Raw genomic sequence first — 21,652 nt, 5'->3', positions numbered from 1 at the left:
ACCTATATGCACGCCCAGCCGACTGCTTCGAGCAAGGCGCACCTTATCGCGGGGGTGTGCCACAGGATGGAAGCTGCGGCTCCTGCGAGATGACGATAGACCTGCCGTCCGGTGCCCCTGGTGCCGCGACCCGTGCAGGCTTTTCGCGTCTCGCGGACCATACCGCCAGCAGATTTATCCCGCCGGCGCTCATCAGTGCCGGCCTTATTGGCAAGAGGCACGTTCCCTTCATGGCAAGCAAGTCCAAGGCTCCGCAGGCAGCTGCGCACGGCGGCACCAAGCAGAAGCGCATCCGCAAGATCTTCGGTGACATCCACGAAGTGGTGCAGATGCCCAACCTGATCGAGGTGCAGCGCGAAAGCTACGAGCAGTTCCTCCGCTCGGACCGCGCCACCGGCTATGTCTCGGGCCTGGAAAAGACCCTGCGCTCGGTTTTCCCGATCCGCGACTTTGCCGGCACCGCCGAATTGGATTTCGTCCATTACGAACTGGAAGACCCCAAGTTCGACGTGACCGAATGCCGCCAGCGCGGCATTACCTTCTCTGCCCCGATGAAGGTCACGCTGCGGCTGATCGTGTTCGAAGTGGACAGCGAAACCGAAACCCGCTCGGTTCTCGATATCAAGGAGCAGGACGTCTACATGGGCGACATGCCCCTGATGACGGAGAACGGCACCTTCTTCATCAACGGTACCGAGCGCGTGATCGTGTCGCAGATGCACCGTTCGCCGGGTGTGCTGTTCGACCATGACCGCGGCAAGACCCACTCTTCGGGCAAGTTCCTGTTCGCAGCCCGGGTGATCCCGTACCGCGGCTCGTGGCTCGATTTCGAATTCGACGCCAAGGACATCGTCAACGTCCGCATCGACCGCAAGCGCAAGCTGCCGGTTACCTCGCTGCTCTTTGCTCTGGGCCTGACGGCCGAGGACATCCTCTCGCATTTCTACGAGACGGTAACCTGGAAGCGCGGCCAGGGCGGCTGGCAGATCCCCTACACCGCCGAATCGTGGCGCGGGTCCAAGCCCAGCTTCGCGCTGGTCAATGCCGACACCGGCGAGGAAGTGTTCCCCGCCGGCCAGAAGGTCTCGCCCCGCGCCGCCAACAAGGCGGAAAAGGACGGCCTCAAGACCCTGCTGATCCCGACCGAGGAAATCTTCGGCCGCTATGCCGCCAACGACCTGATCGACGAGAGCACCGGCCGCATCTACATCGAAGCGGGTGACGAAGTGTCGCCGGAAAACCTCGACAAGCTCGACGCCGCCGGGATCGACCAGCTCCAGCTGCTCGACATCGATCACGTCAACACCGGCCCGTGGATCCGCAACACGCTGGAAGTCGACAAGGCCGAGAACCGCGACGAGGGCCTGGAATCGATCTACAAGGTCATGCGTCCCGGCGAACCGCCGACCAAGGAAACCGCAGAAGCCCTGTTCGAAGGCCTGTTCTTCGATGCCGAGCGCTATGACCTGTCGGCCGTTGGCCGCGTCAAGCTCAACATGCGCCTCGGCCTCGATGCCGAGGACACCGTCACCACGCTGCGCAAGGAAGATATCCTCGCCGTGGTGAAGGAACTGGTGGACCTGAAGGACGGCAAGGGCGAAGTCGATGATATCGACAACCTCGGCAACCGCCGCGTCCGTTCGGTGGGCGAGCTGCTGGAAAACCAGTACCGCGTCGGCCTGCTTCGCATGGAACGCGCGGTGAAGGAGCGCATGTCGTCGGTTGACGTGTCCACCGTCATGCCGAACGACCTGATCAACGCCAAGCCGGCCGTGGCCGCGGTGCGCGAGTTCTTCGGTTCCAGCCAGCTGTCGCAGTTCATGGACCAGACCAACCCGCTGTCGGAAGTCACCCACAAGCGCCGCGTTTCGGCCCTCGGACCGGGCGGTCTGACGCGTGAGCGTGCGGGCTTCGAAGTCCGCGACGTCCACCCCACGCACTATGGCCGCATCTGCCCGATTGAAACGCCGGAAGGCCCGAACATCGGCCTGATCAACTCGCTGTCCACCTTCGCCCGCGTCAACAAGTACGGCTTCATCGAAACCCCGTACCGCAAGGTCGTGGAAGGCAAGGTGACCGGCGAGGTGCAGTACCTGTCGGCCATGGAAGAGCAGAAGCATACCGTTGCCCAGGCCTCGGCCGAGCTCGACGAAGCCGGCACCTTCGTGGAAGAGCTGATCTCGGCCCGCCAGAATGGCGAATTCGTGATGAGCCCCTCGGCGCAGGTCACGCTGATGGACGTGTCGCCCAAGCAGCTCGTTTCGGTCGCCGCATCGCTCATTCCGTTCCTGGAAAACGATGACGCCAACCGCGCGCTGATGGGTTCCAACATGCAGCGCCAGGCCGTGCCGCTGGTCAAGGCCGAAGCGCCCTGGGTCGGCACCGGCATGGAAGAGACCGTGGCCCGCGATTCGGGTGCGGCGATCGGTGCATCGCGCGCCGGCGTGGTCGACCAGGTCGATGCCGCGCGTATCGTGATCCGCGCCAGCGGCGAGATCGAACCCGGCCAGTCGGGCGTCGATATCTACACGCTGCAGAAGTTCCAGCGCTCCAACCAGAACACCTGCATCAACCAGCGTCCGCTGGTCCAGGTGGGCGATGTGGTCGAAAAGGGCGATATCATCGCCGACGGCCCCTCGACCGATCTGGGCGAGCTGGCACTGGGCAAGAACAGCCTCGTCGCCTTCATGCCGTGGAACGGCTACAACTACGAGGACAGTATCCTCATCTCCGAACGCATCGTGAAGGACGACGTGTTCACCTCGATCCACATCGAGGAATTCGAAGTGATGGCCCGCGACACCAAGCTGGGTCCGGAAGACATCACCCGCGACATTCCCAACGTGGGCGAGGAAGCGCTGCGCAACCTCGACGAGGCGGGCATCGTCTATATCGGTGCCGAAGTGCATCCGGGCGATATCCTGGTGGGCAAGATCACGCCCAAGGGCGAAAGCCCGATGACGCCGGAAGAAAAGCTGCTGCGCGCCATCTTCGGCGAAAAGGCGTCGGACGTGCGCGATACCTCGCTCCGCCTGCCGCCGGGCGTGGCTGGCACGATCGTGGAAGTGCGCGTGTTCAACCGCCACGGCATCGAGATCGATGACCGTACCCGCGCCATCCAGAACGAGGAAATCGAACGCCTCAAGAAGGATAGCGAGGACGAACGCGCCATCCTCAACCGCGCCACCTACAACCGCCTGAAGGACATGCTGATCGGCCAGACCGCTTCAGCTGCGCCCAAGGGTGCCAAGAAGGGCTCTGTCATCGATGAAGCCGCGCTGGAAGAGGTTGACCGCCACGAGTGGTTCAAGTTCGCCGTCGCGGATGACCGGATGCAGGTCCAGCTGGAAGCCGTGAAAACCCAGTACGACGAAGCGATCAAGGCGATCCGCGACAAGTTCGAGGACCGCAAGGAGAAGCTCGAACGGGGCGACGAACTGGCTCCCGGCGTGCTCAAGATGGTCAAGGTCTTCGTGGCGGTGAAGCGCAAGCTGCAGCCGGGCGACAAGATGGCCGGCCGCCACGGCAACAAGGGTGTGATTTCGCGCATCCTGCCGATCGAGGACATGCCCTTCCTGGAGGATGGTACTCCGGTCGACTTGGTGCTGAACCCGCTGGGCGTGCCGTCGCGCATGAACGTCGGGCAGATCTTCGAGACGCACCTCGGCTTTGCCGCCCGTGCCCTGGGTCACCAGGTCGCCGGCGCTCTGGACGAATGGCGCCTGGCCAATCCCAACCCCGAGGCCGGCCCCCCGCCTGCCGCCGTGGTCGAGAAGCTGAAGGACATCTACGGCGAGAACTACCACGAGGATATCGACAGCCGCACGACCGAAGAGGTCTGCGAACTGGTCGAGAACATCCGCGCGGGCGTTCCGATGGGCACTCCGGTGTTCGACGGTGCGCGCGAGCAGGACGTGTCGGACATGCTGGTCAAGGCCGGCATCGACAGCTCGGGCCAGTCGTGGCTGTATGATGGCCGGACCGGCGACATGTTCGACCGCAAGGTGACCGTGGGCATCATCTACATGCTCAAGCTGCACCACCTTGTGGACGACAAGATCCACGCGCGTTCGATCGGGCCGTACAGCCTCGTCACCCAGCAGCCGCTGGGCGGCAAGGCGCAGTTCGGCGGCCAGCGCTTCGGCGAAATGGAAGTCTGGGCGTTGCAGGCATACGGCGCTGCCTACACCTTGCAGGAAATGCTCACGGTGAAGTCCGATGACGTGGTCGGCCGCACCAAGGTCTACGAAGCGATCGTCAAGGGTGACGACACCTTCGAGGCGGGCATTCCGGAAAGCTTCAACGTGCTGGTCAAGGAAATGCGCAGCCTCGGCCTCAACGTCGACCTGTCATCCATCGGCGACGAGGATGCGGACGACGACGGATTGCAGATTGCTGCTGAATAACAGGGGATGCGGGTGAGCCTGCGGGCTCACCCCACTGCCCCAAACCCCCTGTTGAACCCTCCCCAAGGGATTTAAGAAATGAACGAACTTTCGAAATTCACCAACCAGATCTCCAAGCCGGAGACTTTCGACCAGATCCAGATCGGCATTGCCTCGCCCGAGCGCATCCGTTCGTGGTCGTTCGGCGAGATCAAGAAGCCCGAGACCATCAACTACCGGACCTTCAAGCCGGAGCGCGACGGCCTGTTCTGCGCCCGCATCTTCGGCCCGGTGAAGGACTACGAGTGCCTGTGCGGCAAGTACAAGCGCATGAAGTACAAGGGCGTCGTCTGCGAAAAGTGCGGCGTTGAAGTGACCGTGACCAAGGTCCGCCGCGAACGCATGGGCCACATCGAACTGGCAGCGCCCGTCGCGCACATCTGGTTCCTGAAGTCGCTGCCGTCGCGCATCGGCCTGCTGCTCGACATGCAGTTGAAGCAGCTTGAGCGCGTGCTCTACTTCGAAAGCTATGTGGTGATCGAGCCGGGCCTGACCCCGCTCGAGAAGTTCCAGCTTCTGACCGAAGACGAGATGCTCGAAGCCCAGGACGAGTATGGAGAAGATGCCTTCACCGCCGATATCGGCGCTGCGGCAGTCAAGACCATGCTGATGGACCTCGACCTCGTGCGTGAGCGCGACGACCTGATGGAGGAACTCGCCACCACCAAGTCGCTGCTCAAGCCCAAGAAGATCATCAAGCGCCTGAAGGTCGTCGAAAGCTTCATCGATTCGGGCAACAAGCCGGAATGGATGATCCTCGATGTCGTGCCGGTCATCCCGCCGGAACTGCGCCCGCTGGTGCCGCTGGATGGCGGCCGCTTCGCCACGTCCGACCTCAACGATCTCTACCGCCGCGTGATCAACCGCAACAATCGCCTCAAGCGGCTGATGGAATTGCGCGCGCCGGACATTATCGTGCGCAACGAAAAGCGCATGCTGCAGGAAGCCGTTGACGCCCTGTTCGACAACGGCCGCCGTGGCCGCGTAATCACCGGTGCCAACAAGCGTCCACTCAAGTCGCTGTCCGACATGCTCAAGGGCAAGCAGGGCCGCTTCCGCCAGAACCTGCTCGGCAAGCGCGTGGACTATTCGGGCCGTTCGGTCATCGTGACCGGGCCGGAATTGAAGCTGCACCAGTGCGGCCTGCCCAAGAAGATGGCGCTCGAACTGTTCAAGCCGTTCATCTACGCGCGGCTCGATGCCAAGGGTCTGTCGATGACCCTGAAGCAGGCCAAGAAGTGGGTCGAGAAGGAACGCAAGGAAGTCTGGGACATCCTGGACGAAGTGATCCGCGAACACCCCGTGCTGCTGAACCGCGCACCCACGCTTCACCGCCTCGGCATCCAGGCGTTCGAGCCCGTGCTGATCGAAGGCAAGGCAATCCAGCTGCACCCGCTCGTCTGCTCGGCCTTCAACGCCGACTTCGACGGTGACCAGATGGCCGTCCACGTGCCGCTTTCGCTGGAAGCCCAGCTCGAAGCGCGCGTGCTGATGATGTCCACCAACAACATCCTGTCGCCGGCCAACGGCAAGCCGATCATCGTGCCTTCGCAGGACATGGTGCTGGGCCTGTACTACCTGTCGATGGACCGCGAAGGCGAGCCGGGCGAAGGCAAGATACTGGGCGATATCAACGAAGTGCACCAGGCGCTGCACGTGGGCGCGGTGACCTTGCACTCCAAGATCACCACCCGCGTTCCGCAGACGGACGAGCAGGGCAAGCAGGTGATGCGCCGGGTGGAAACGACCCCGGGCCGCATGCTGATCGCCGAATGCCTTCCCAAGAGCCACAAGGTGCCGTTCGAAACGGTCAACCGCCTGCTCACCAAGAAGGACATCGGCGACGTGATCGACGAGGTCTATCGCCACACCGGCCAGAAGGACACCGTGCTGTTCGCCGACGCCATCATGGCGCTGGGCTTCAAGCACGCCTGCAAGGCCGGCATTTCCTTCGGCAAGGATGACATGATCATTCCGGAGGAAAAGGAAGGCCTGATCGAGGAAACCAAGGCGCTGGTTGCCGATTACGAGCAGCAGTACCAGGACGGTTTCATCACCCAGCAGGAAAAGTACAACAAGGTGATCGATGCCTGGAGCCGTTGCGGCGACCAGGTGGCGAACGTTATGATGGACAAGATCCGCGCCCAGCCCAAGGACGAGCACGGCCGGCAGAAGCCGATCAACTCGATCTACATGATGAGCCACTCCGGTGCGCGTGGTTCCCCCGCGCAGATGAAGCAGCTCGCCGGTATGCGCGGCCTGATGGCCAAGCCTTCGGGCGAGATCATCGAGACGCCGATCATTTCCAACTTCAAGGAAGGCCTGACCGTCCTTGAATACTTCAACTCCACCCACGGTGCTCGTAAGGGTCTCGCGGATACGGCGTTGAAGACGGCGAACTCGGGCTACCTGACCCGCCGCCTGGTCGACGTGTCGCAGGATTGCGTCATTGTCGAAGAGGATTGCGGCACCGAGAACGCGCTGGAAATGCGCGCCATCATCCAGGGCGGCAGCGTGATTGCCTCACTGGGCGAGCGTATCCTTGGCCGCACCGTGGCCGAAGACATCATCAACGCCGCCACCGGTGAAGTGATCGTCAAGGTCGGCACCCTGGTCGACGAGCCGATGGTGAAAGCGATCGAGGAGGCCGAAGTTCAGGTCGCCAAGATCCGTTCGCCGCTGGTTTGCGAAGCCGAAATGGGCGTTTGCGGCACCTGCTACGGCCGTGACCTGGCACGCGGTACCCCGGTCAACATCGGTGAAGCTGTCGGCGTTATCGCCGCCCAGTCGATCGGTGAGCCCGGCACCCAGCTGACCATGCGTACCTTCCACATCGGCGGTGCGGCACAGGTCAACGAAACCAGCCACCTCGAAGCCATCTCGGACGGCAAGGTCGTGTTCCGCGACATGCCGACCATCGTGGACAAGAACGGCCGCCGGCTGTCGCTGGCTCGCACCGGTGAAATGGTGATCGTCGATGCCGAGGGTCGCGAACGCGCCATCCACCGCGTGCCTTACGGCACCATGCTGAAGGTCGAGGACGGTGCTTCGGTTAAGGAAGGTGATCGCCTGGCAGAATGGGATCCGTTCTCCCTGCCGATCATCACCGAAACCGCCGGTATCGTGCGCTATCAGGACCTGGTCGAAGGCAAGACGCTGGAAGAACGCATGGATGATGCCACCGGTATCGCCCAGCGCGTGGTCACCGAATATCGTGCCGCCGGCCGTTCCAAGAAGGAAGACCTGCGTCCGCGCATGACCCTCTTGGGTGATGAAGCCGCAAAGAAGGGCGATGATACCGAAGCTGCGCGCTACATGCTCGCCCCCGGTACCACCTTGTCGGTCGAGGATGGCCAGGAAGTGGAAGCGGGCGACATCCTTGCCCGTGCCAGCCGCGAGGCATCGAAGACGCGCGACATCACCGGCGGTCTGCCGCGTGTTGCCGAGCTGTTCGAAGCCCGCGTGCCGAAGGACGTAGCGGTGATCGCCAAGATCAGCGGCCGCATCGAATTCGTCCGCGACTACAAGGCCAAGCGCAAGATCGCGATCATCCCGGAAGAGGGCGATCCGGTGGAATACCTGATCCCCAAGACCAAGGTGATCGACGTGCAGGAAGGCGACTTCGTCAAGAAGGGCGATACGCTCATCTCGGGCTCGCCCAACCCACACGACATCCTCGAAGTGCTTGGTGTGGCGGCGCTGGCCGAATACATCGTGGCCGAAATCCAGGAGGTCTATCGTCTGCAGGGCGTGAAGATCAACGACAAGCACATCGAGGTGATCGTTCGCCAGATGCTGCAGAAGGTCGAGATCACCGATGGCGGCGATACCACGCTGCTGCCGGGCGAGCAGGTCGATCGGGCCGAGATGGATGAATACAACGCCAAGCAGGCCAAGGGCGCACGCCCGGCTGCCGGCAACCCGGTGCTGCTCGGCATCACCAAGGCGTCGCTGCAGACCCGCAGCTTCATCTCGGCGGCCTCGTTCCAGGAAACCACCCGCGTGCTGACGCAGGCGGCGGTCGAAGGAAAGAAGGACTCGCTGATCGGTCTGAAGGAAAACGTCATCGTGGGCCGGCTCATCCCGGCTGGCACCGGCGCCGGGCTCAACCGCCTGCGCGTCACCGCCAACAGCCGCGATGCCGCGCTCCGCGCCCAGTATCGCAAGATGAACGATGCGATCGCGGCGGCCTCTGCAGTGGCGACAGCAAACACCGCAGCCGAGGAGCACGAGGCCGAACTGGCTCGCGGCGCCGAAGCCGCCATGGGTGACGATCCCCTGGCAGCGGTCGAAGGCGAAACCCACGGCACCGATGCCGATGCCGGCGAATACCTCAACCCCGAAGCGGCCGACCATGATGGCAGCGTGGCGGAAGAGGCGCTCGACGCTGCGGCTGACGAGGGCGAGGCGAAGGACGGCGAATAAGCCGCTCATGCCCAGCCGATGAAACAGCCCCGCCGGAGAGATCCGGCGGGGCTTTTCATTTGTGCTTGCGGAACAGGATGCCGGGCAATCTATTACAGGTCGTGATGAGATCCTTCCTGCCCTGCCTGTTGCTCCTCTCTGCTTGTGGCGAGGATGTAACTCCGCCCCTTGTGCCGGACTCAACCGCACCCACCGCGACTCTACCGCCAATGGAGACAGTGACGCTGTCTGCCACGGAGCTTGCGGGCGAATACCGGGTAGCCGGGATCGATGGCGGCGAGGTGGAAGGCGACATGGGTATCGGCCTCACCATCGCCGACGGGGTCATTTCCTACGAGCCACAGTGCCTGGGTTTCGTCTGGACCCTGGCCGACGGTGAGCGCGGTCTGCTCGAAATCGCGCGCCACCTTGATTACCAGCCTGAGCCCAGGCCCGATGGCACCGTTGTCGTCTGCCAGCCCGCTGTCACTCCCGCTTTCTACGAGCTCGCGACGGCGTTCGACGTGGTTGACCGAGCGGTGCGCACTCCGGCCAACGGCATCGAGTTTACCGGTGGCGGTCACTCGGTCACCCTGTTCAGCCAATAGGCTTTCTTTAGGCGCCCCAACGCCCCTTGAGCGCAGCGCCTGGTCGGCCCACTTGTGGTGTCAAGCCTAACGAAAGCGCAGCACCATGACCGACACCTCGATCCTCTTCCAGCCCTTCACCTCGCCCAAGCTGACCCTCAAGAACCGCGTGGTCATGCCCCCGATGACGCGCAACATGTCGCCCGATGGCGTGCCGGGCGCAGCCAATGCAGAATACTACCGCCGCCGGGCGGAAGGCCAGGTGGGCCTGATCCTGTCAGAAGGCACTGTGGTGGATCGCCCCACCAGCCGCAACCTGCCGCACATCCCGCTGTTCCATGGCGATGCGGCGCTGGCGGGTTGGAAAGGCGTGATCGACGCGGTGCACGATGCGGGCGGCAAGATGGGGCCGCAGATATGGCACACCGGCGGTACTTCGGCCGACCCGTCTTACGAACGCGGCGCGCTAGACACCCCCAGCGGGCTGAACAAGCCGGGCGAACCGGTGGGCGCACCGATGAGCGAGGAGGACATTGCCGATACCGTCCATGCCTTTGCCCGTGCGGCCAGGGATGCGCAGGCGCTGGGCTTCGATACGGTGGAGATCCACGGCGCGCATGGCTACCTGATCGACCAGTTCTTCTGGGACGGCTCCAACCGGCGCGAGGATCGCTGGGGCGGGGCCACTATCGGCGAGCGCAGCCGCTTTGCCGCCGAGGTCGTGGCCGCGATCCGCGCCGAGGTTGGTGCGGACTATCCGGTCATCCTCAGGCTCAGCCAGTGGAAGCAGCAGGACTATGCGGCCCGCCTCGCCTCCACTCCTGCCGAGATGGAGCAATGGCTTGCCCCGCTGGCCGCAGCAGGCGTGGACATTTTCCATTGCTCGCAGCGCCGCTTCTGGGAGCCCGAGTTCCCCGAGGTTGATGGCGAGGATGGATTGAACTTTGCCGGCTGGGCCAAAAAGATCACCGGCCTGCCGACCATCAGCGTCGGCTCGGTCGGCCTGTCGGGCGATTTCTTCGGGGCTTTCCAGGGCAAGGCCTCCGAGGCCGCCGGCCTCGAGAAGCTGGTGGCGCGGATGGAGAAGGGCGAGTTCGACCTGATCGCGGTCGGCCGAGCGCTGCTGTCCGACGCCAACTGGGCGGCCAAGGTGGCCGGATCGGACGCGGGCAGGATCGAGGATTTCGATCCCGCTGCGCTCGCCACGCTAGACTGATCTCTGGCCTGCCAGCCCAGGTTGGGCTAACGGGGCGGCGATGACTGTCACCCGTTTTGCCCCTTCGCCCACCGGCACGCTGCATGTCGGCAACGTGCGTACCGCGCTCCACAACTGGCTGCTTGCCAAGAGGTCTAGTGGTCGCTTCCTGTTGCGAATCGACGATACCGATCAGGCCCGCAGCCGCGAGGAATATGTCGAGGCGATCCGCGCCGATCTGGCATGGCTCGGGCTTCATCCCGATGGCGAGGAGCGGCAGTCGGCACGATTGGCGATTTATGAGCAGGCGTTCGACAAGCTGTGCGCCGCTGGCCGGGTCTATCGCTGCTATGAAACCGCGCAGGAACTGGATCTCAAGCGCAAGGTTGCCCTGGGGCGCGGGTTGCCGCCGGTTTATGATCGCGCGGCCTTGGCCCTTACCGAAGCCGACCATGCTGCACGCGCGGCGGCGGGTGAGGCGCCGCACTGGCGCTTCCTGCTCGACCATGCAGAACCCATTGTATGGGTCGATGGCGTGCGCGGGGTGCAGAAGTTCGACGCTGCGCAGCTCAGCGACCCGGTGGTGCGGCGGGCCGACGGATCGTGGCTCTACATGCTGCCCAGCGTGATCGATGATGTGGACATGGGCGTGACGGACGTGCTGCGGGGAGAGGATCACGTTTCCAATACTGCCGTGCAAATACAGATGTTTACCGCACTTGATGCTGCACCTCCCCGGTTCTCGCACGAAGCCCTGCTGGTAGGATCAGAAGGCAAGCTGTCCAAGCGGCTGGGGTCGCTCGGCTGTGACCATTTCCGCGAGGCGGGGATCGAGCCGCAGGCGCTGGTGGCGCTGCTGGCACGGCTGGGCACATCGCTGCCGGTCGAACCCATTGCCGACCGGGATGTGTTGGCCGCCAGCTTCGATCTTGCGACCTTCGGCCGTGCGCCTGCGCGGTTCGACGAGGACGAACTTGGCCGGATCAACGCTGCGCTGCTCCACGCCTTGCCCTATGCCGAGGTGGCCGATCGCCTGCCTGCCGGGATGGATGAGGGCGCCTGGGTGGCGATCCGGCCGAACCTTGAGCGACTGGCTGATGTTGAAAGCTGGTGGGCGGTCATCAAGGGTCCGATTTCCGCACCCGCGATCACGGCCGAGGACCGGGCCTACCTTGGCGAAGCGGCACGGGTAATCGAGGCGACCGGCACCGACTGGCAGGCACTAACCTCCGCCCTGAAGGAAACAACGGGCCGCAAGGGCAAGGTGCTGTTCCTACCCTTGCGGCAGGCGCTGACCGGCATGGACCATGGCCCCGACATGCCAAGCCTGCTGCCCCTCATCGGTGCTGCCGAAGCCCGCGCCCGGCTGGAAAACGCCGCCACCGGTTGACGCCCGCCACATCCAGACCGTGCCATCCGCGCAACACCCGCGCAGTGACAGGTCGTGCGTGCTCGCTTTCCGGCTTGGCAGGCCGTCTTGTGTGGCTATAGGCTGATGTTATACCATTACATCGTTTCATTCATATCCAACTACGGGAATGCCTGCACCCATGATTACCAATGCCCGCCGCCCTGCCTTGTCTATTCTGGCCCTGTCGGCTTCTGCCCTCACCTTGGTCACTGCCGTACCCGCGCTTGCCCAGCAGCAGGTCGAAGGACCGGTCCCGCATAGCCATGATCCCCATGGGCGCGATACGATCGTCGTCACTGCGGGCGGGCTGGAGCGGCTGGACATGCTGGCTGGTGCCACGGTGGTCGAGCAGGACGAACTTCAACGCAACATGGCCGGCCAGATCGGCGATGTGCTGGTGAAGCTGCCCGGCGTTTCGGCCACCGGCTTCGCCCCCGGCGCCAGCCGCCCGGTCCTGCGCGGCTTCCAGGGCGAGCGGGTGCGCGTGCTGGTGGACGGGATCGGCTCTATCGACGCATCCAACACCAGCGCCGACCACGCGGTGACCATCGATCCGCTGACGGCCGAAAGCGTCGAAGTGCTGCGCGGCCCTGCCGTCCTGCTCTATGGTTCCTCGGCCATCGGCGGCGCGGTCAATGTGATCGACCGCCGTATCCCGCATGTAAAGCCCGAGGGAGGCATGCGGTTTGATGCCTTGCTGGCCGGCGATACTGCCAGCAACCTGCGCCAGGGCGGCGCATCGCTCGACCTGTCGGTCGGACCGAATTTCGTGTGGCATGTCGATGGCTCCTTCACCAAGACGGACAACCTCGAGATCGCCGGTTTTGCCCTGAGCGACGACCTGCGGGCCGACCTCCTGGCCGATGCCGCCGAGGAGTTCGAGGAAGGACACGACGAAGAAGCCGAAGAACTGATCGAACGCGCCAATGTGCGCGGCATCCTGCCGGACAGCGACACGCGGACCTATTCGCTCGGCACCGGCCTTACCTGGTTTTCCGGCCTGAACAGCTTCGGTGTATCGGTGGGCTATTACGATACACGCTATGGGGTGCCGATCGGTCCCGGCGGTCATGGCCACCACGAGGACGAGGATAACGACGACGATCACGATGATCATGATGATGACCACGACGACCATGGCCACGAACACGGCGATGAGCCGGTCTCGATCGCCCTGGAACAGTTCCGCGCCGACCTGCGCGGCGAGTTCCACATCTCGGACGGGTTCTTCCACGACCTGGTCACCCGCATCGGCTACTCCGACTACACCCATACCGAGCTGGAAGGCGACGAAGTGGGCACGGTGTTCAACGTGTCGGGTGTGGAAGGCCGGATCGAACTGATCCAGGGCCAGCAGCAGCTGGGCGGCGATGCCACCTTGCGCGGATCGTTCGGCCTCCAGTTCTTCCGTCGCGATTTCGACGCCATCGGCGCCGAAGCCTTCGTGCCTGCAAATTTCACCGAGTCGGTAGCCCTGTTCACCTTACAGGAAGTCCGTTCGGGGCCATTCGAAGTGGAAATGGGCGCGCGCTATGAAAGCACCCAGCAGGAGCTGGATACCCGCGCCTTGTCGCGCACGTTCGACACCTTCTCTGGCGCTCTCGGTCTGTCGTGGAGCTTCGATGAGGGCGTGCGCGCCGGCCTCAACCTCAGCCGTGCCGAGCGCGCGCCGGCAACCGAGGAACTGTTCGCCAATGGCCCGCACCTGGCCACCAGCCAGTATGAAGTGGGTGATCCGTTCCTTACGAAGGAAGGTGCCTGGGGCGCCGAAGCCTATGTCCGCGCCACACTCGGCGGTGCAGACCTCAGGCTGGCGGTCTACCAGAACTGGTTCGACGACTATATCTACCTGTCCGAAACCGGCGCCGAGGAAGACGAACTGCCGGTCTTCCAGTACATGCAGCAGGACACCGACTGGTTCGGAGTGGAAGGTGAAGCGAGCTTCCCACTGGCCCGCCTGGTCGGCGGCACCCTGGTTGGCGATCTGCGCGGCTCCTACATCCGCGCCACGCTGGACGATGACTCAGCCGTGCCGCGCATCCCGCCGCTGACGGTCCTGGGCGCGCTGGAATGGCAGGGCGAGGCGCTTGACCTGCGCGGCGAGGTGGAGCGGTTCGCGGCACAGAACCGCGTTTCGCCCGGCGAAACCACCACCGACGGCTTCACCCATGTCAACCTGTCGGCCACCATCCGGCCCTTCTCCGACCAGCGGATCAGCCTGATGCTGCAGGCCAACAACGTGTTCGATGTCGAAGGCCGTCGCCACGCCAGCTATACCAAGGATTTCGTGCCGCTGGCCGGTCGAAACTTCAAGGCGAGCCTGCGCACGCGGTTCTGACGGGTCAGCTCCTCCCCGCGCCGGGGAGGAGCTACACCTCGTCGTAATGGAACGGAGCGATCACCGGCTCGGGGAAGGCTTCGTATTCGATCGACGGCGGGCGGTCCGGCGCCAGCCCGTCGATCGAGCGCAGGAGCTTGACCCCGCCGCGGTGCCAGCCTTCATCGTATTCGCAGTAGAAGTTGATCACCCCGTGCAGGCTGGCGATGCGCCATTTGCCGTTCTCGCGAACATAGGAATTCTCGTAGGTCGCCTCGCCCCAGCGGCCTTCCTTGCCCAGCCAGCCGACCATCATCAGCGTGCGCCAGCGGCCCCGCGCCGTGCCCGCTTCGCTGTCGATGTGCAGCACCGGCTGCAATTGCATGTGGTTGTAGAGCGTGCCGTGGCCATAGGGCGGCAGGTGGCGCAGGTAGGCCCGCACCCGCTCGCGCCCGACATAGACCCCGCGTCCGGCAATCTCCAGCGTGCCTTCGGTGGCGAACAGGTCTGCCGCCTTGTCCCACAGGCCCTTGTCCACATAGTAGCCATAGGCACCCTGCAGGTTGACGAGGTCGCGGTAATCTTCAGCACCCTGCGCGCGGGCTTCGAGCCGCTCGATCCTTGCGAGCAGTTCTTCGGTTGTCGGCATCCGGCTTCTCCCTGGAGTTTGGACCCTATAACTTGGGCAGGGTAACCCCGCGCTGGCCCATGTATTTGCCCGCGCGGTCGGCATAGGTCGTCTCGCACTGTTCGTTCCCCTGCAGGAACAGGAACTGGCAGGCTCCTTCGTTGGCGTAGATCTTGGCCGGCAGCGGCGTGGTGTTGGAAAATTCCAGCGTCACGTGGCCTTCCCAGCCGGGTTCCAGCGGGGTGACATTCACAATGATCCCGCAGCGGGCATAGGTGCTCTTGCCCAGGCAGATCACCAGCACGTCGCTCGGCACGCGGAAATATTCCACCGTGCGGGCCAGCGCGAAGGAATTGGGCGGAATGATGCACACGTCGGTTTCGCGATCGACGAAGCTGTCGGGATCGAACAGCTTGGGATCAACCGTGGTTGAATTCACGTTGGTGAAGATCTTGAATTCGGGCGCCACCCGCGCATCGTAGCCATAGCTCGACAGGCCATAGGAAATGCACCCGTCGCGCCGCTGGGCTTCCACGAACGGCTCGATCATGCCGTGGTTCTGCGCCTGGTCGCGAATCCATTTGTCACTGAGAATTGCCATGAAACGGGGATTCCCGATGCAGCCGCGCGGGGCAAGTGGGCAGGGGGTTTATCCCCTTATTCCGGCACCCACTCATAACGGTAGGCGTCGCCATCCATCCGCACCTTGCCCGCGGAGGTCTTGCGGAAGTGGGCGGGGAAGCACAGCAAGTCTTCCTCCGCCGCCTTCTCCATCACCCGCTGCCGTGTGATGCTGGCCGTGGCGGGGTCGGCATCGAAAGCGAAGGGCAGGTCATAGCGGATCATCTGAACCGGGTGGTGGATCACATCGCCCCAGAAGATCGCTTCCTCGCCGCCCGCGCGACCGTGGATCGTGCAGCAGCCGGGGGAATGGCCGAAGGCGGGTTCCAGCCATACGCCGTTGCCGATCTCGCGGTGGGCGACATGGTCCTCTTCCACGATGATGCCCTGGCCGGCCTCCATCACCGGCACGATGGAATCGGCGAAGCTTTCGTGGTGCGGTTCCTCGCCTGCCGGACCGGATTTGAAGTATTCGTAGTCGCGCCTGCCGAACAGGTATTTGGCATTGGCGAAGGTCGGCTCCCATTTGCCGTTCACCAGCTGCGTGTTCCAGCCGACATGGTCGAAATGCAGGTGGGTACACATCACCAAGTCAATATCCGATGGTTCGAACCCCGCGCGGCGCAGGTTGCCAAGGTAGTCGGTATCGAGCTGGTGGACCGCCTCGACCATGCGGTTCTTGTGATTGCCGTCGCAGGTGTCCACCAGGATCGTCTGGCCATCCACCTCGATCACGAACGAATGGACCGAGAAGGTCATCTGCGAGGTTTCTGGGTCGAGCGTGATTTCGCCATCGCCGGGATCGTACCAGCGCATCAGCCGGGCGAGGTCCGCCGATGTCACGCCGGGCAGGTTCATCGTCATCGGGGTGGGCGATTCCATCTCGACGACCTTGTGGATCGTCATCCGGCCAAGCTGGATCGGCTGCATTGTTCTCTCCCGTTTTTCGGTCAGCCTAGTGCGCTACATCCGCCTGCGCTAGGCTCTACGACGATGAAGATCGTGTTGAGTCGCAAGGGTTTCGATTCCACCAGCGGCGGCGGGCCGTCGCCCATTGTCGATGGCGTGCCGGTCAGTCTGCCGATTCCCGCCAGCGCCGGACGTCCGGGCACAAGCTATGCAGCACTGGGGCTGGGCGACCATGTGGCGACGGCGAGCCGGGGGCGGATCGCACCCGATGCGCTGGCCCATCACGATCCGCTGTTCACGCCCGATGGCCGCTGCCTGTTCGGGCAATGCCACGCGGCGCAAAGCCATCTCCAAAACCAGGGTGTGGGGCCGGGCGATCTGTTCCTGTTCTTCGGCCTCTTCTGCCAGGGGAGCGAGCCTGCCCATCACCGGATCTTCGGCTGGCTGTGGGTGGAGGAACTGGTCCGCACCGGCGATCCGGCCATGGCGGCACTCGCCCGGCTCGGTCATCCGCACGCAGTGGAGCCGCACGGGCGCAACGATGCCGTGTGGTGCGGGCCGGGCGGACTGGCGCGGACTGCTCATCCAGACCTGCGGCTGACCGTGGAAGGCGCAAGATCCAGCCTGTGGCGTGTGCCGCAGTGGATGGAGCGCAGCGGGTTGTCGTTCCATGCTAGTCCGGCACGCTGGAAGGGCGGGGGCCTGCTGCAAAGCGTGGCGCGGGGGCAGGAATTCGTCGCCCATGCAGGAGATGACGAGGAGGCCCACACCTGGGCGCACCGCATGCTCGCTCTGATGGACTAAACTGCGTCTGCCGGGCCGGCGAGCAGGTTGATCGCGGCGTGGACCCGCGCCTCGATCTCCTCCCGCGAAAGGCCGGTGGGGATTTCTTCGCCGAAATGGATGCGGATGGTGCCCTTGTGCTTCCAGCGCGGGGCATATTGCGGGCGGCTGTCCACCGCCACCGGCACCACCGGCAGGCCAAGCAGCTTGTACAGCGCGGCAAAGCCCGATTGCAGCTGCGGCTGGTGGCCGCGCTTTACCCGCGTGCCTTCGGGGAAGATGATGATCGGGCGCCCTTCCTCGATATAGGGGCGCACCTCGCGTAACATCGTACGCAGCGCCGTTGCCCCCTGGTCGCGCGCCACTGCCACCAGACCATAGGCCTTCGCCGCCTTGCCCCAGCCGGGAATGTCGAACAGCTCCTGCTTGGCAAAGCCCGAAAGGTGCCGGAACAGGTGCGGCATCTCGATCGCTTCGAACATGCTTTCGTGCTTGACCGCGTAAAGCGCCGGATGATCGGGCCGCTGGCCGGTAATCTCGATGCGGATGCGCAGGATATGCTCGACGCACCAATGGTGCCAGCCTGACCAGGCGTTGCAGATCGGCTGGACCCAGCGGGGTACCAGCCAGATCGAAGCCCAGGCCGCCAGGACATAGAATATCGACCCGAAATAGAAGGCAAGATAGAACAGCAGGCTGCGCAGGACGTGCATCAATCAGGGGCTCCTAGGCCAGGGATAGCAGCCAGGCGGCCAGCAGCTTATGGTATTCGCGGAACAGGGTGATGAAGCTGGGCTGGGTCGGCACGGCATCGCGCAGCACGGTCACGCCATCGGGCAGACGGTCGGCCAGTTCGATCGCCGTGCGCCGCATGTGCCAGTCGGACGTGACCAGCCGCAGCGAGGTGAATTCCTGCCGGGCGATCCATTCGGCCGTCTCACGAGCATTGCCGCGGGTATCGAGCGCGGAGAAGCCCAGTGTGATGCAGCATTCCATCGTGGCATCGTCGACCTGGTATTCCGCCATGAATTCGCGGGGGCGCACGTCGATATCGACGCCGGTCACCAGCATCCGGTCGGCTGCGCCGGCATTCAGCAGTTCGAGTCCGCGCTGGATCCGGCCATTGCCGCCGGTCGGCACGACAATGGCATCGGTATGGGTCAAGCCGGCGGGCTGGGGCAGGGCCATGGCGAACCACACGAAACCAAGCGCCCAGGCGATGACCAGCAATGAGGCGATCCGTCCGATCATGGCTGCCAGCTCACAGCATTTCTCACAGCATTTTCCTCAGCGCCGCAACCACTGTCAGCCGCGCGGTCAGCATGGCGAGAATTACGCCGGCAAAGGGCACGGCAGCAATCACGATCCAGTCCATCGGGTCCAGTCCGCCGCCCGCCACCAGCCCCGATCCCAGCCCGGCAAACTGCTGACCGAGAAGCAGGATCGCAGCCAGGGCCATCAGCAGTCCCGCAGCCCCACCTGCCAGCGCATCCATGGCGATCGAGCGCTGGAAGATGCTGGCGATCTGGCCGTCTGTCCCGCCAAGGTGGTGGATCACCTCGATGGTATCGCGGTTGGCCCCCAGCGCGCTGCGGGCCGCCAGCCACACGGCCGCCGCACTGGTCGCCGCCAGCAGCAGCACAAGTCCCAGCGCAAGGAATTGCAATGACGAGATCGCACCGAATACCGGTGCCAGCCAGCTCGCCTGGGCATCGACCCGCGCCGCCGGAGCCACCCTGGCCAGCGCCGCGCCAAGGTCGGCCAGCCGCGCATCGGTCACCGCACCGCGCAGTTTCACGTCGATCAGCGCAGGGGTGGGGATAGTGCTTGTGCTGCCTGTGCCAGCGGCGCCGAGCCAGGGTTCGATCAGCGCGGCGAGTTCTTCTTCCGGCACCCGGCGCACTTCGGCCACGTCGTCGCGGTTGTTGAGCAGGGCGACGGCATTTTCTGCCTGGCGGTCCCGTGCGGCAGGTTCGGCCTCGACCACCTGGACAGTGAGGCCGCCGGATATTTCGGCGCGGGCATTGTCGGCCAGGTTGGCCAGCGCCAGTCCGCCTGCCAGCGCGATAACCGTCAGCGCGGTCATGATGGCGATGACCCAGGGCATCGGGCCGGACAGGCGCGCCTGGGGCAGGATGCGCGAGGCGTCTCCGCCCAGCCGTGCAGTCATCCGCGCATGGGGTCTCTGCCACCGGGGCTTCACGTGTTCGGTCCCCCGCGCCGCGGCGGATACTTGAGCGCGCCGGTGGGATCCGACAGCCGCCCCTTGTCGAGCCGCATGATCAGCGAATCGGGCACCTTGCGCAGCAGGTGGACATCGTGGGTCGCCACCACCACCGTGGTGCCCAGCCGGTTGAGCGAATCGAACAGGCGCAGCAGTTTCAGCGCCATGTCGGGATCGACGTTGCCGGTCGGCTCGTCGGCCACCAACACTTCGGGCCGGGCGATCACCGCGCGGGCGATGGCCACGCGCTGCTGTTCGCCGCCCGACAGCGTTTCAGGCCGTGCTTCGGCCCGGTGATCGAGGCCGACCCATTCGAGCATGTCGGATACCGGCTTCCTGATCGCATCCTCGCTCATGCCCGAAATGCGCAAGGGCAGGGCCACGTTGTCGAAGGCGGACAGGTGCTGCACCAGCCGGAAATCCTGGAACACCGTGCCGATCCGGCGGCGGAAGCCGGGCAGGCGCGCGCGCGGCAGGGTGATCACGTCCTGCCCGAACATGGAAATCATCCCCCGGCTGGGCCGCTGGGCAAGGTAGAGCAGGCGCAGCAGGCTGGTCTTGCCCGCACCGCTCGCCCCGGTGAGGAAATAGAAGCTGCCGGGGTAGAGCGTAAACGACACGTCGCTCAGCACCTCGCGGTCGCTGCCATAGCGCAGGCCGACATTGTCGAACTGGACGATCCCCCCTCCCGCGCCGCTCATGTGGGCGACAGCCCGAAGCGCAGGCGCCTCGACCAAAGGCGCTCGGGGGCCGGAAGACGGGACGAAATGCACATCGTGCGCGGGCTATAGCGAGTGTTCGATGTGGAAAAAAGCCACGGACGGTCGCAACTAACTTGCTCCACAGCTTGTTGCGCCTCTCGCGGGTATCTAGGGTCTCCCGATAGCATGATTATCCAGTGCCCCGCCTGCGCAACGCGATATGTGGTCCCCGACAGCGCCATCGGGGCAGACGGTCGCACGGTGCGCTGCGCAAAATGCCGGCACAACTGGTTCCAGGAAGCGGCCGAACTGGAGCTTTCCCCGGCGCAGGAAGCCGCTGCGGCCCCGGTAGCCGCGCCGCCACCCCCGCCACCACCTCCGCCGCCGCCACCTGCGCCAGCGCAACCTGATCCGGTGGCCGCCGATCCCGACCTTCCGCCCCCGCCACCGGTGTTCGACCGCACTCGCCCCCCGGAACCAGAACTGCCCGACCAGTCGCCGTTCGATGCCGGGCCGCCGTTTCGCCCGCGGCGCAACTGGCTCAAGGTCTGGACCTGGGCGGCGGGTATCTTCGCCGTGTTTGCCGCGGCCATCATCTTTGCCGTCAGCTATTGGGGCCTGCCCGACTGGGTACCTGTTACCCGCCCCGATTTCGCCGTTGGCGAGCCCGACCTGCAGCTCGATTTTCCGCTCGACCAGCAGGAAAAGCGCGAGATGCCGGGCGGGCAGGAATATTTCGCAGTCAACGGCTCGATCACCAATATCGGCAGCACCGCGCGCCCCGTGCCGCCGATCCTGGTGATCCTGCGCGATGCGCGCGAGCGCAAGGTTTTCGAGCTGGAAATCGTCGCCGAGCAGTCCACCCTGGCGCCGGGTGAAAGCGTCGCGGTCACCCGCGCCGTGCTCGATGTCCCGCGCTCGGCCCGCGTGGCCGAGATCGGCTGGAAGGCGCAATAGCGCCACTCATTTCAAAAGAAGCAGCAAGCGCGCTTGCAGGGGCTGGGGGCCTTTGCTAAGGGCGCCCTCCTACCTGCCGGGGCGGCTTCGTGCCGCCCTTTGTGCGATGTGCGGTCGTGGCGGAACTGGTAGACGCGCAACGTTGAGGTCGTTGTGGCCGAAAGGCCGTGGAAGTTCGAGTCTTCTCGACCGCACCAAACAGTTAAAAGTCCTTCAGAAACAATGACTTAACACTCCCTTCGGGGAAGAATGGCGCAGTTCTGCGGGCTTTCGGGGGCCAACTCTTCAAGCCTGCGGGCAGAGAAGGATCTGCGAGACGTTTTGCGGGCCCCAACTTCGCCAATTTCTCTGGTCGGAAGTTTCTAACCGCAAGCGCCCCGCGCCGGTAATGTGGATGATGCTGGGCCTGGCTCGCTCTGGCCGCTCGGCTTTGCGGTCCTGCTCTCCGGCACTGCCAAGCGCGATATCAG

General features: G+C 64.3%; 16 protein-coding genes and 1 tRNA gene. 9 read left to right on the top strand and 8 right to left on the bottom strand.

Annotated elements, in window-relative coordinates; all coding sequences use genetic code 11:
* The first annotated feature begins 230 nt into the window (after positions 1-230).
* The 6 genes from rpoB (at position 231) to M3P36_RS01585 (ending at position 14,380) form a co-directional block, all read left to right on the top strand.
* On the top strand, positions 231-4,406 hold the full coding sequence (gene rpoB / locus M3P36_RS01610) for a DNA-directed RNA polymerase subunit beta (protein ID WP_249699155.1): 4,176 nt from the start codon (positions 231-233) through the stop codon (positions 4,404-4,406).
* 78 nt (positions 4,407-4,484) lie between these two features.
* Positions 4,485-8,870 carry a DNA-directed RNA polymerase subunit beta' gene (rpoC, locus tag M3P36_RS01605; protein WP_249699146.1) on the top strand — a complete coding sequence of 1,462 codons (4,386 nt, stop codon included), beginning with the start codon at positions 4,485-4,487 and terminating at the stop codon, positions 8,868-8,870.
* Between the two features lie 209 nt (positions 8,871-9,079).
* Positions 9,080-9,457, top strand: a complete 378-nt coding sequence (locus M3P36_RS01600; protein WP_249699138.1) for a hypothetical protein — start codon at positions 9,080-9,082, stop codon at positions 9,455-9,457.
* Between the two features lie 85 nt (positions 9,458-9,542).
* Positions 9,543-10,652 (top strand): NADH:flavin oxidoreductase, encoded by a 1,110-nt coding sequence (locus M3P36_RS01595; RefSeq protein WP_249699135.1) that lies wholly within the window; start codon positions 9,543-9,545, stop codon positions 10,650-10,652.
* Between the two features lie 40 nt (positions 10,653-10,692).
* The gene (gltX, locus tag M3P36_RS01590; RefSeq protein ID WP_249699133.1) at positions 10,693-12,021 is read left to right on the top strand and encodes a glutamate--tRNA ligase; all 1,329 of its coding nucleotides are present in this window, start codon (positions 10,693-10,695) and stop codon (positions 12,019-12,021) included.
* Between the two features lie 160 nt (positions 12,022-12,181).
* Entirely contained in the window at positions 12,182-14,380 is a 2,199-nt protein-coding gene (locus M3P36_RS01585; protein WP_249699125.1) for a TonB-dependent receptor, read from the top strand.
* A 31-nt stretch (positions 14,381-14,411) separates the two neighbouring features.
* Here M3P36_RS01585 and M3P36_RS01580 read toward each other — a convergent pair whose 3' ends face one another.
* From M3P36_RS01580 to M3P36_RS01570, 3 genes are read right to left on the bottom strand one after another with little or no spacing between them, the layout of a single operon-like run.
* Positions 14,412-15,008 (bottom strand): nuclear transport factor 2 family protein, encoded by a 597-nt coding sequence (locus tag M3P36_RS01580; RefSeq protein WP_249699124.1) that lies wholly within the window; start codon positions 15,006-15,008, stop codon positions 14,412-14,414.
* A 25-nt stretch (positions 15,009-15,033) separates the two neighbouring features.
* Positions 15,034-15,588 (bottom strand): dCTP deaminase, encoded by a 555-nt coding sequence (gene dcd / locus M3P36_RS01575; RefSeq protein WP_249699123.1) that lies wholly within the window; start codon positions 15,586-15,588, stop codon positions 15,034-15,036.
* Between the two features lie 56 nt (positions 15,589-15,644).
* Complete coding sequence (locus M3P36_RS01570; RefSeq protein WP_249699122.1) at positions 15,645-16,538, bottom strand: MBL fold metallo-hydrolase; 894 nt, start codon at positions 16,536-16,538, stop codon at positions 15,645-15,647.
* Between the two features lie 63 nt (positions 16,539-16,601).
* Between M3P36_RS01570 and M3P36_RS01565 the strand changes: the two genes are divergently transcribed.
* Complete coding sequence (locus M3P36_RS01565) at positions 16,602-17,321, top strand: Nmad3 family putative nucleotide modification protein (RefSeq protein WP_249699121.1); 720 nt, start codon at positions 16,602-16,604, stop codon at positions 17,319-17,321.
* Here M3P36_RS01565 and M3P36_RS01560 read toward each other — a convergent pair.
* Genes M3P36_RS01560 through ftsE form a run of 4 tightly spaced genes read right to left on the bottom strand, consistent with a single transcriptional unit; the run spans position 17,318 to position 20,225 of the window.
* Positions 17,318-18,013 carry a lysophospholipid acyltransferase family protein gene (locus M3P36_RS01560; protein ID WP_249700608.1) on the bottom strand — a complete coding sequence of 232 codons (696 nt, stop codon included), beginning with the start codon at positions 18,011-18,013 and terminating at the stop codon, positions 17,318-17,320. The genes M3P36_RS01565 and M3P36_RS01560 overlap by 4 nt on opposite strands.
* 13 nt (positions 18,014-18,026) lie before the next feature.
* The gene (locus M3P36_RS01555) at positions 18,027-18,551 is read right to left on the bottom strand and encodes a YdcF family protein (protein ID WP_249699120.1); all 525 of its coding nucleotides are present in this window, start codon (positions 18,549-18,551) and stop codon (positions 18,027-18,029) included.
* A gap of 22 nt (positions 18,552-18,573) precedes the next feature.
* Complete coding sequence (locus M3P36_RS01550) at positions 18,574-19,470, bottom strand: cell division protein FtsX (protein WP_249699111.1); 897 nt, start codon at positions 19,468-19,470, stop codon at positions 18,574-18,576.
* 29 nt (positions 19,471-19,499) lie between these two features.
* Complete coding sequence (ftsE, locus tag M3P36_RS01545) at positions 19,500-20,225, bottom strand: cell division ATP-binding protein FtsE (RefSeq protein ID WP_249699107.1); 726 nt, start codon at positions 20,223-20,225, stop codon at positions 19,500-19,502.
* A 186-nt stretch (positions 20,226-20,411) separates the two neighbouring features.
* Here ftsE and M3P36_RS01540 point away from each other — a divergent pair, with 186 nt between their 5' ends.
* Positions 20,412-21,182: a zinc-ribbon domain-containing protein gene (locus M3P36_RS01540; RefSeq protein WP_249699095.1), complete on the top strand. Its 771-nt coding sequence runs from the start codon at positions 20,412-20,414 to the stop codon at positions 21,180-21,182.
* Positions 21,183-21,292: 110 nt separating this feature from the next.
* Positions 21,293-21,379 (top strand) — tRNA-Leu (locus tag M3P36_RS01535).
* Between the two features lie 88 nt (positions 21,380-21,467).
* Here the strand turns inward: M3P36_RS01535 and M3P36_RS01530 are convergent.
* A partial coding sequence (locus tag M3P36_RS01530) for a hypothetical protein (protein ID WP_249699091.1) occupies positions 21,468-21,652 on the bottom strand: 185 nt, incomplete at its 5' end.

Origin of the sequence: Altererythrobacter sp. KTW20L, from assembly GCF_023501975.1 — a bacterium.
In the GTDB taxonomy this organism is placed as follows: Bacteria; Pseudomonadota; Alphaproteobacteria; order Sphingomonadales; family Sphingomonadaceae; genus Alteraurantiacibacter.
This window is presented reverse-complemented; position numbering and strand designations above follow the sequence as displayed.